Genomic DNA, 10,769 nt, shown 5'->3' with positions numbered 1-10,769 from the left:
GCGCGCCACCCAAGAGCATGGCGACGATCAGTTTCGGTTCACCCCCACACGCGTGGGGAACAACTGTCGCCCAATACCCCACCCGCACCTGTACCGGACAGGGAGAAAGCGCTTCATTAACGATGTACGCCCTTGAGGCCTCGGCCGTCTACTCGTGGCCGATCACGCACGCCTTCCGTGTCTACGGACGCGCCGGCTTGGCCGCATGGTATGCGTCGGCGACCGCCAGCGTGACATCGGGCGGCGTTACCTACTCCGCTTCCAGCTCCGGCAGCGGCGTTGACCCCTTGCTCGGCGTGGGCATGTCTTATGCCGTCTTGAGGCCGCCTTAAAGGCGGCTTTTTCACGCCAGCACATCAAGTCGCACCGCCTAGCGCGCACGTTACGAAGCCGAGCCTTGCCTTTGGCGCACCGGCAAGTTACGGGTGGCCTGACGTTAAGCAAACGTGAGAAGGCTGTCCTTGTCCCGACCAAGCGCTTGTTGTTTAATCCATGGTCGAGAAATCCGTATAGACCCTATAATAAGAAAGGGAGGGGGATGAACCGCACGGAGCGCTTCTATAGGATCAATAACCTTCTGCGCGGCATGAGCGCGGTCTCGACCACAGCCTTGTTGAACGAACTCGAGGTATCGCGCGCCACCTTGCATCGAGATCTCGAATATATGTGCGATCGGATGGACATACCCATCGTCTACGATCATGCCAAACGGGGATATCGAATCGCCAGTCCGACGTCCGATAGTGTGGGTCACGAGTTGCCGGGCCTGTGGTTCAACAGTCATGAAGTTCATGCGCTCCTCGCATTCCACCATTTTCTCGACAATTTGGAGCCCGGCCTACTGTCCCCGCATATCGCGCCGCTCAAAGCACGCATCCAGGCTTTGCTCGAAGGCAAAGAGCAGACTCTCACGGAGATTTCCGCCCGAATCCGTATTCTCCCACAAGCCATGCGTCGCTCCGAGCCTGCCTGTTTCCAGCTGGCGACCCACGCGCTGCTTGCACGCAAACAGATGCGCTTCCGCTACCACGGTCGCGGGCGTGACGACATCACTACGCGAGTGATTTCGCCACAACGGCTCGCGCATTACCGAGACAATTGGTATCTCGACGCCTGGGATCACGGCAAACGGGCGCTGCGTACCTTCGCTCTCGAGCGCATCCGGGAACCTCTTGAGCTTAAGGAAGATACCAAGGACATTTCGGAGAAATATCTCGATCGCTACTTTAGCGAGAGCTACGGCATCTTCTCCGGCCGCCCGAGACGCAAAGCGGTCTTACGCTTCTCCCCACAACGCACCCGCTGGGTGGCGGACGAGATCTGGCACCCGCAGCAGAAAGGCTGGTTCGAGGGCGACCGATATTGCCTCGAAATCCCCTACTCGGATGATAGGGAGCTCGTCCTCGACATACTAAAGCACGGATCAGAGGTCGAAGTTCTACACCCTAAGTCATTGAGAAATACAGTGTTCGAACAATTACTTCGCGCCGAATCGCAATATCGGAAATGACGGGGCGCGTCTCATCGGGTGAGACAGTTGGCAGGTATAGTGGCAGCAGACGCTGATAAAAGGCTATTGAGTATGAACCGTCCCTATTTTGCCCATAGCGCCAATACCGCCGGTCGATGGCATCTGCTTGCGCAACACCTAAACGCGGTTGGCCACCTAGCTGCCAAGTTCTCAGAAGGGTTTGCGTGGCGCGAGGAAGCGCGACTTGCTGGGCTACTGCACGATGTGGGCAAATATGGCGGCCGTTTCCAGGCGCGTCTACAAGGAAAAGATTCCGGACTAGACCACTGGTCTCAGGGGGCCTCCCTGGCACTCACCGAATTTCATGCCGTTGCTGCGGCACTAGCTATTCAAGGACACCATATTGGCTTGCAACGAGGCGACCAAGACTCACTCCGACGGCTGCTCCCGGCGAACCTTGCGGCTGCGGTTCTGCCAGGATTGCAGCTCTCCGAACCAAACCTCGTTGAGCTACAACGCTGCGCGTTATCCGACGGACTGGACTTTCCTAGACCCACGCGCCCTGCCTTAACATCATGGACGCAATCGATTGCCGCGATGCTCGATGTACGCATGCTGTTTTCCTGTCTGGTCGATGCCGATTTCCTGGATACCGAAGCACACTTCAATGGCGATGCCCAGGGCGCACGGTACCGGCCAGAGGGGCCACGCCTGGATGCCGAAAAGGCGCTCGCCGCCCTAGGTACACATATGACGAGATTGCGCACATCCACTCAGGCACAGGTCAACGTCAGGGAGGCACGGGAAGCCTTATGGAACGTCGCCATTGACGCCGGACGCTCACCGCGCGGGCTGTTCACGCTGACTGCACCGACTGGTTCCGGCAAGACGCTCGCCATGCTGCGCTTCGCGTTGGAGCACGCTACCCGACATCGGATGGAACGTATCGTGGTAGCAGTGCCATTCCTTACCGTCATCGAGCAGACAGCCCGCATCTATCGGCAGGCGTTGGCCGGCTTTCCTGACAATTTCGTTCTGGAACACCACAGCCTCTCTGGATTGGGCATTGAGATGGAACGACAGGATGCGGAAGGAGCCCGCGAACGCCAGCGCCGCCTGCTGGCCGAAAACTGGGATGCGCCCATCGTACTTACCACCAACGTCCAATTGCTAGAATCTCTCTTTTCCAACCGCCCCTCCTCCTGCCGTAAACTGCATAACCTCATGGGCACGGTAATCCTGTTCGATGAAGCGCAGAGCCTGCCGCAACACCTGGCGGTGCCTACCCTCGCGGCGCTGTCGCATCTGTCGGCGACCTATCGCGCCACTGTCGTTTTCGCGACCGCTACCCAACCGGCCTTCGATATGCTCGATACGGCAGTGACCAAACATGCCATGAGTGGCTGGACACCGAGGGAGGTCGTGCCGGATCACGCACGCCTCTTCAAGGCACTCGAACGGGTCGCCGTGCATTGGCCAAAGGAAAACAAGAAGCGGACCTGGGCGGAACTGGCCGATACGGTACGCAACGAGGACCAAGCTCTCGCCGTCGTGAATCTAAAACGCCACGCGCTGGCGCTGCTCGATGCATTGTCCGACACGGAAGCCCTATTTCATCTTTCCACCAATCTCTGCGCCGAGCACCGGCGTGCGGTCATGGACAAGGTCCGCACACAACTGGCAGAAGATCGCCCGTGTCGGCTCGTCTCCACGCAATGCGTGGAGGCCGGGGTGGACGTGGATTTCCCCGTGGTGTTCCGCGCCATGGCGCCATTGGAGTCCATCGCGCAGGCCGCGGGGCGCTGCAACCGCGAAGGCAAGCTCAATGACCAAGGCGGGCTCGGCAAGGTCATCGTCTTTGAGCCGGACGAGGAAGGCGGTTGGCGAAAGCGGTTCCCCACGTACAGCTACTACCAGGCGGCGCAGGTCACGCAAACGCTACTCAACCTGCATGGCCACTTGAATATTAACGATCCCGAGACCTTCAGAACGTATTACCACCGGCTCTACGATTTGAACGATCCTGCCAGCCAGAACGCCGAACTCAAGCGGGCGATTGACGAGCTTAACTTCGCCGAAATTGCCAAGGCATACCGCCTCATAGCGCAGGACGCAATTCAGATTCTCGTGCCCTGGAAAGAACGCAGGCAGGAGTTCGATGCTCTTCGCCTTGAAGCCGAGCGAGAGGGGATTTCTGTTGGCTGGATGCGCCGCGCACAAGGCCTTTCGGTGAGCATCTACCGCACCAACGGCGGCCCGCCGGCGTGGGCCATTCCCGCGAAGTTGCGACGCGGCGGTTTCTCGGATGAGTGGTTCATTCTCGAAGGGGAATTCTACGATGACGTCCTCGGGCTGAATCCCCCCAAGGGGGAACAGGTTTTCATCGCATAGCCCCTTCACCTTCTCCCATAGGGGGAGGGTAGGGGAAGGGGGCTTTTTGAAAGGAGCATCTATGCCAAGCGGCACACACACTCTAGAAGTCTGGGGCGATCTGGCTTGCTTCACGCGGCCGGAAATGAAGGTCGAGCGCTTCTCCTATCCCGTTATCACGCCTTCGGCCGCGCGTGGCATCTTTGACGCCATCTACTGGGACGGCAAGCGGGATAAACAAGGAAGTGAGTACGTTATGCGGCCGTACTTCTACTGGCAGATTGTGCGCATTGAGGCGCTGGAAATGCCGCGCTACATCGCATTGCGGCGGAATGAGGTGAAAGACAAGGCGCCCGCCGACCGTACTATCAAAGCATGGATGGAAGGACGCGAGCTGCCGGAGCCGATATGGGCGGACGGCGGGAAGGACGAACTGGGGACCGACCAGAAAGGCCGAACACAGCGCCAAACGATGGCCTTGAAAAACGTCCGATACCGTCTCACAGCCAGGATCGTCCCGAAGCCCGGCAACGACTGGGGCAAGCTCAACGCCTGTTTTCAACGTCGCGCCCGGGCAGGCAAGTGCTTCCAGCAACCCTACTTCGGCTGCCGGGAATTTCCCGCGTTCTTCGAATACATCGAGGATCCGGATACCTCACCCGCTGGTACGGCGCGTTTTGACCAGCATCTGGGCTTTATGCTCTACGACGTGTTCGACCTGCGAAAAGAGATGGTGCGTGCGAATGACGAACCCTTTATCACACTCTTCGACGCCCTCGTTCGCGACGGCGTCTTGGAAGTGCCACCCTTTGACAGTGACGCGGTAAAGAAGCCGGGGGGGAGGTAACCATGTTGCATGCTCTGGTCGAATACGCAGAACAGCAGTTGCCGAATTCGGAACCTGGCTTCAAAACCCGTGAAGTGCGCTGGAGCATTGAACTCTCTGGCGATGGCCAATTCCTTGGCATCGTTCCTCTTGGTGACGGAAAACGGGGACAAGACCAGTTGCGTTGCCCAGATATGCATGGGATGAACGCAGGCGGCAAATCCCATTTTCTGGTGGAAACGGCACAGACCGTAGCGCTTGTCTTAAAGGCCAACGAAGACCAGAAAAAGATTGCCAACGCCAACGAGAAGCACAAATTCTTCGTCAACATCCTGGACAAGGCATCAACCAAGATCCCCATACTTGCGCCACTGGCACAGGTGCTGGACGACGAGTCGCAGCTTGCTCTGATTCGTGATGCACTACTCGAGCACAAGGCGAAACCCACAGATTGGGTGGGTTGGCGTGTAAACGGTGTTGACCCTCGCGAAGATGAAACGGTGCAGGCATGGTGGCGCGAATGGCGGCGCAACGACCTCGGTAACGCGGCTGCCGGAGATAACGACGCCGAGAAGCTAACCGATGGTGAGATGCTTTGCCTGCTTACCGGTAAATCGGTCAAGCCATTGCCTACGCACCCAAAGATTACTGGGTTGTCTGGAGTCGGTGGGCTGGGAACGGGAGACGTTATGGTGGGCTTCGACAAGGCCGCCTTTGGTTCCTATGGTCTTGACCAGTCGGCTAATGCCGCCATGGGCGCCGAAGCCACGCAAAAGTACGTCGATGGCCTCAACGACCTGATCCGGAACCACTCCCGCAAGCTAGGAAACTCGCTGGTGGCTCACTGGTTTAAGGAGCAGGTTCCTATCGAGAGTGACCCGCTCGCCTTTCTCTATGAATTCGAGAACGCGGAACAGACAGAAGCGGCTGCGCTAGGAGCAGCAAGACGTCTTCTGGACTCGATCCACAGCGGGACACGCGGTGATCTTGGCCGTAACCGGTATTACGCGCTCACCCTGTCCGGTGCCGCAGGCCGTGTCATGGCGCGCGACTGGATGGAGGGTAGCTTCGAAGATCTGGTACGCAACGTTGTGGCGTGGTTTGACGACTTGGCTATCGTCGCCCGACACGGGCAAGGGCAAGCTCCCGACCCGAAATTCATGGCGGTATGCGGCGCATTGGTACGCGACCTGAAGGATCTGCCTGCCCCGACTGCCGCCACGCTGTGGAAGGCCGCTGCGCAGTGTTTGCCGATACCTCAGCCGATGATGGCTCAAGCACTGGCGCGCTTTCGCGTTGATCTCGTTGACAAGGACCAGCCGCCCATCAACCACGCCCGCATGGGGCTCATTAGGGCGTATTTCGTTCGACTCAAACCTGGAGGTGACCAAAACATGACTGCGTATCTCAATGCCGAACATCCATCTGCGGCCTATCACTGCGGGCGGTTGCTGGCGGTGCTGGCAAATCTTCAGCGTGCGGCGCTGGGCGACGTCGGCGCGAGCGTGGTGCAGCGCTATTACGCCGCCGCCAGCCAGACCCCCGGCCTTATTCTCGGTCGTCTGACCAGCAATGCGCGTAACCACCTCAGCAAACTCGAAGGTGGGCTTGCATATTGGTACGAGAACCAGATCGCCGATGTGATGAGCCGCCTCCAAGATAGCGCGCCGCGCATTCTCGACCTTGAAGGCCAAGGGCTGTTCGCCCTCGGCTATTATCAGCAACTAGCCTCCCTTCGCGGGGGTAACAAGAATACCGTGACCGAACCCACCACCGAACAGGGAGAAACGAGATGAGCGCCATCCAGAACCGTTACGAATTCCTTTATCTCTTCGATTGCGAGAACGGCAACCCCAACGGCGACCCAGACGCCGGCAATGCCCCGCGCATCGACCCAGAGGACATGCATGGACTGGTGTCCGATGTGGCGATCAAACGCCGCGCCCGCAACTACATTCAGACGGCATTTGGCAACACTACACCAAATGCCGTGTTTGTGGAGCATGCGACCAACCTTAACAAGCAAATTACCGCCGCCCACGTGGCAACTGGCGGCGCGCCGGGTGGCGGCGCAAACCGCTCTCAGGTTACCAAGGCTCGCGACTGGATGTGCCAGCAATTCTTTGACGTGCGTACTTTTGGAGCAGTCATGTCCACCGGCCCAAATGCTGGCCAGGTTCGCGGCCCGGTACAGGTTTCCTTTTCTCGCTCAATTGACCCGATCCTGCCGATGGATGCCTCAATCACCCGCATGGCAGTAGCGGAAAAACTAAAGGACGCAAAGACCGTCGCAGATTACGAGAAGTGGGAGAGCGAACAGGAAGAGGACAAGCTCCGCACCATGGGCCGCAAGGCCCTCATCCCCTACGGCCTCTATGCCTGCAAGGGTTTCGTCTCCGCCCATCTTGCCCAAGGCACCGGCTTCTCGGACGACGACCTCAACCACCTATGGGAGGCGCTAAAAGGCATGTGGGACCACGACCGTTCCGCGTCCAAGGGCATGATGTCGTGCCGCGGCCTGTATGTGTTCAAACATGTCGGCACCGACAGCGATCAATCGCAGCGTGTCCGCCAGGCCATGCTCGGCTGCGCACCCGCCCAGCGGCTGCTCGATTTCTCCACTCACAAGCGGTCCATGCAGAATTCCGTCGTGGAGATCAACAAGACTATCGAAACTTCGCCGCGATCGTTCAGCGACTATGCCGTCACGGTTCACAAGGACCGGTTACCCGCTGGCGTAGATCTGATCGCGTATCCCTGATCGCGGCGATGCAAGAGGAAAACCTCATCCCGCTCTCTGCGCTCAACCAGTACAGCTACTGCCCTCGGCGCTGCTATCTCATCCATGTCGAGGGTGAGTTCGTGGATAACGTACACACCTTGCGCGGTACGTATGAGCACGAGCGCGTGGACCGCGAGCGGCACGAAGTGAGCGCCGGAGTGCGGGTGGAATACGCCCTACCGGTCTGGAGCCGCCGGCTCGGTTTGAGCGGCAAATGCGATGCCGTGGAGCATCACCCAGTCGGGACGGTCTACCCCGTGGAGTTCAAGCACGGCAAGCGGCGGAAACGGGTCAATGACGATCTTCAGCTTGCGGCGCAGGCATTGTGTCTCGAGGAGATGCTGGGTGTAACCATCCTCAAGGGCGCGGTCTATCACCAGCAATCCCGCCGTCGGCGGGAGGTGGAGATTGACAGGGCCCTGCGCCAAGCAGTCGAGACCGCGGCCTTGGAGATTCCGCAACTGCTTGCCAGTGGCCGCCTGCCGCCTCCCGTCGACGACACCCGCCGCTGCCCGGAGTGTTCGCTGCACGACATCTGCCAGCCCGAGCTTGCTCGCGCCAATAGAAGACTCCTGGCGCTTCGGGCGGACCTGTTCGAGCCCGAGAAAGAATCGCTGTGACAGTCCTGCTCAATACCCTCTACGTCACAACTCCCAAGGCCTACTTACGGCTCGAAGGAGAAACCGTGTGCGTGATGGTGGAGCAGGAGAAGCGCCTGCAAATCCCCCTGCATCACCTGGGCGCGATCGTCTGCTTCGGCAGCGTGATGCTGAGCCCCGCGCTCCTTGGGCGCTGCATGGGAGAAGGCCGCGGGGTGATTTGGTTGGAACGTGGCGGCCGCTTCCAGGCGCGCGTGGAAGGTCCAGTGAGCGGCAACATTCTTTTGCGGCAAGCGCAATACCGGGCGGCCGACAATCTAGCCAAGACGATTGAACTAGCGCGCGCCTTCCTCGCTGGCAAGTTGCGCAATAGCCGCAATGTGCTGTTGCGCGGTGCGCGAGATGGTCAGAACGATGTCGAACGCGCGGTGCTCGTGCAAAACGCGCGGCTTTTGGCGGGACATTTGCGCAAACTGCCCCATGCCCCGGATCTGGACGGCCTGCGTGGCGAGGAAGGCAACGCAGCCCGGATTTACTTTCAGTCCATGCAGTATCTTATTCGCCAGCCCGTCCGGACCGATTTTGCTTTCGATGTGCGCAGCCGCCGGCCGCCAACCGATTCCATGAATGCCATGCTCTCTTTCCTCTATGCCGTTTTGCTGCACGATTGTCGCAGCGCGCTGGAAGCGGTCGGCCTCGACCCGCAGCTCGGCTTTCTCCACGCCGTACGCCCCGGCCGCGCAGCTTTGGCGCTCGATCTTCTGGAGGAATTCCGCTCGGTGATCGCCGATCGCTTGGCGCTGACCTTGGTAAACCGCGGACAGATTCAGGCAAGCCATTTCGATAAACGCGATGGCGGCGCGGTGCTGTTGAATGACGAGGGTCGGAAAGTGGTTATTGCCGCCTACCAGGAACGCAAGCAGGAGACGTTGACGCACCCGGTTCTGAGGCAGGAGATGCCGATTGGGTTGCTCCCGCACGTCCAGGCGCGATTGCTCGCGCGTTTCCTGCGCGGCGATGCACCAACGTACGTGCCGTACATCCATAGGTAGAGAGCACCATGTTGATACTCGTCGCGTACGATGTTTCCACCGAAACACGCGCCGGCCGACGGCGGTTGCGGCGCGTGGCCAAGGTTTGCCAGAACTATGGGCAGCGAGTGCAAAAGTCGGTGTTCGAGTGCAAGGTGGGCAAGACTACCTATGAGATCCTGGAAAAGGAACTCCTTGACGAGATTGACTTGAACGAGGACTGCTTACGTCTTTACCGGCTGAGTGAACCGCTGGAGGAACATGTCAAGGAATTCGGACGCTTCAAGGCCGCGGACTTCGATGGCCTCCTGGTGGTGTAGCGCGAACCCCAAGTGGCGGCGAGTAGGCCGGGAGGTTCGCGCGGTGCATAACTCGCTCTTTTACAATATGGTTTGTTGTTGTAGCAGATGTGTTAGGGGGCTATCCCGCTTCTTAAGGTCGGCGTTCGCGTTTGCTGCGACGTTTACCCTTGAGAATCAAGGGATTGCCATTAATGGGTATCGCCCGCTCAATCGAGCGGGCGCGGATTGAAACTCCAACAAGGCCATCGACCGAACAGCCGACCCATGTATCGCCCGCTCAATCGAGCGGGCGCGGATTGAAACAGGCATTGACGGCTCCAGGAAACGGTTCTTCAAAGTATCGCCCGCTCAATCGAGCGGGCGCGGATTGAAACAGTACGGAGCCGAAGCCAGAGCGGCTTGGCCCATGTATCGCCCGCTCAATCGAGCGGGCGCGGATTGAAACTTTGATCTCGGTACGGATCGCCTCCTTGCGGCCTGTATCGCCCGCTCAATCGAGCGGGCGCGGATTGAAACCTACCTATCAGGCAGCGATCTGCGGAAACTCAAGGGTATCGCCCGCTCAATCGAGCGGGCGCGGATTGAAACAGATCCTCGGCCTTGAAAGCGGCCATTGCCAGGGGTATCGCCCGCTCAATCGAGCGGGCGCGGATTGAAACCCGTCACGTACCAGGATCATGGCCGCGAGATCACGTATCGCCCGCTCAATCGAGCGGGCGCGGATTGAAACTCCCTGTCAATCCGTCTTTGGTCCTAGGACTTTAGTATCGCCCGCTCAATCGAGCGGGCGCGGATTGAAACATCAATTGCGCCTCCCATACCACCCACACGTCCCGTATCGCCCGCTCAATCGAGCGGGCGCGGATTGAAACTACCAGTGGATCGGCCCGATCAGTGATCGGCTTGGGTATCGCCCGCTCAATCGAGCGGGCGCGGATTGAAACTCGTGTGTCAGGATGCTGGCAGGCATACCGTCATGTATCGCCCGCTCAATCGAGCGGGCGCGGATTGAAACCAGCACTTCCCCATCTTCCCGGCACGCCATCAAAGTATCGCCCGCTCAATCGAGCGGGCGCGGATTGAAACATGAGATCCAGGCTCGGAAGGACCGTCTATAGAGGGTATCGCCCGCTCAATCGAGCGGGCGCGGATTGAAACATCTTCTGGCCTCCAGGGCAATGAGGGACGCACGGTATCGCCCGCTCAATCGAGCGGGCGCGGATTGAAACTCATACCCACTCGCTGAGGCCCCAGGAAGTGGTGGTATCGCCCGCTCAATCGAGCGGGCGCGGATTGAAACAGCGTGGCTTGGTAGCCAGCTATGAATGGTGAATGTATCGCCCGCTCAATCGAGCGGGCGCGGATTGAAACTTGCGGTCTTTGGCTTT

General features: G+C 59.3%; 9 protein-coding genes and 1 CRISPR repeat array. All 9 genes read left to right on the top strand.

Features of this window, described 5'->3' with window-relative positions; genetic code table 11:
* The coding region (locus ACYCTF_RS13395) for a hypothetical protein (protein WP_461285029.1) at nt 1-332 on the top strand (332 nt) is incomplete at its 5' end.
* A 206-nt stretch (nt 333-538) separates the two neighbouring features.
* Nucleotides 539-1,510, top strand: a complete 972-nt coding sequence (locus ACYCTF_RS13390) for a helix-turn-helix transcriptional regulator (protein WP_461283824.1) — start codon at nt 539-541, stop codon at nt 1,508-1,510.
* A 72-nt stretch (nt 1,511-1,582) separates the two neighbouring features.
* The gene (cas3, locus tag ACYCTF_RS13385; protein WP_461283825.1) at nt 1,583-3,862 is read left to right on the top strand and encodes a CRISPR-associated helicase Cas3'; all 2,280 of its coding nucleotides are present in this window, start codon (nt 1,583-1,585) and stop codon (nt 3,860-3,862) included.
* 61 nt (nt 3,863-3,923) lie between these two features.
* Nucleotides 3,924-4,688 (top strand): type I-C CRISPR-associated protein Cas5c, encoded by a 765-nt coding sequence (gene cas5c, locus ACYCTF_RS13380; RefSeq protein WP_461283826.1) that lies wholly within the window; start codon nt 3,924-3,926, stop codon nt 4,686-4,688.
* Nucleotides 4,689-4,690: 2 nt separating this feature from the next.
* Nucleotides 4,691-6,463, top strand: coding sequence for a type I-C CRISPR-associated protein Cas8c/Csd1 (gene cas8c, locus ACYCTF_RS13375; protein WP_461283827.1), 1,773 nt, complete (start codon nt 4,691-4,693; stop codon nt 6,461-6,463).
* Complete coding sequence (gene cas7c / locus ACYCTF_RS13370; RefSeq protein ID WP_461283828.1) at nt 6,460-7,428, top strand: type I-C CRISPR-associated protein Cas7/Csd2; 969 nt, start codon at nt 6,460-6,462, stop codon at nt 7,426-7,428. Before cas8c ends, cas7c begins: the two co-directional genes overlap by 4 nt.
* A gap of 8 nt (nt 7,429-7,436) precedes the next feature.
* Nucleotides 7,437-8,069 (top strand): CRISPR-associated protein Cas4, encoded by a 633-nt coding sequence (cas4, locus tag ACYCTF_RS13365; protein WP_461283829.1) that lies wholly within the window; start codon nt 7,437-7,439, stop codon nt 8,067-8,069.
* Nucleotides 8,066-9,100: a type I-C CRISPR-associated endonuclease Cas1c gene (gene cas1c / locus ACYCTF_RS13360; RefSeq protein ID WP_461283830.1), complete on the top strand. Its 1,035-nt coding sequence runs from the start codon at nt 8,066-8,068 to the stop codon at nt 9,098-9,100. The genes cas4 and cas1c overlap by 4 nt, the downstream gene beginning before the upstream one ends.
* Nucleotides 9,101-9,108: 8 nt before the next feature.
* Nucleotides 9,109-9,399: a CRISPR-associated endonuclease Cas2 gene (gene cas2 / locus ACYCTF_RS13355; RefSeq protein ID WP_461283831.1), complete on the top strand. Its 291-nt coding sequence runs from the start codon at nt 9,109-9,111 to the stop codon at nt 9,397-9,399.
* 177 nt (nt 9,400-9,576) lie between these two features.
* Nucleotides 9,577-10,752: direct repeats of the CRISPR family, unit length 37 nt; unit sequence GTATCGCCCGCTCAATCGAGCGGGCGCGGATTGAAAC.
* Nucleotides 10,753-10,769: the final 17 nt, after the last annotated feature.

Source organism: Acidiferrobacter sp. (assembly GCF_054609335.1).
Note: the sequence above shows the minus strand (reverse complement) of the source record. Positions and strands in the feature narration are given on the sequence as shown.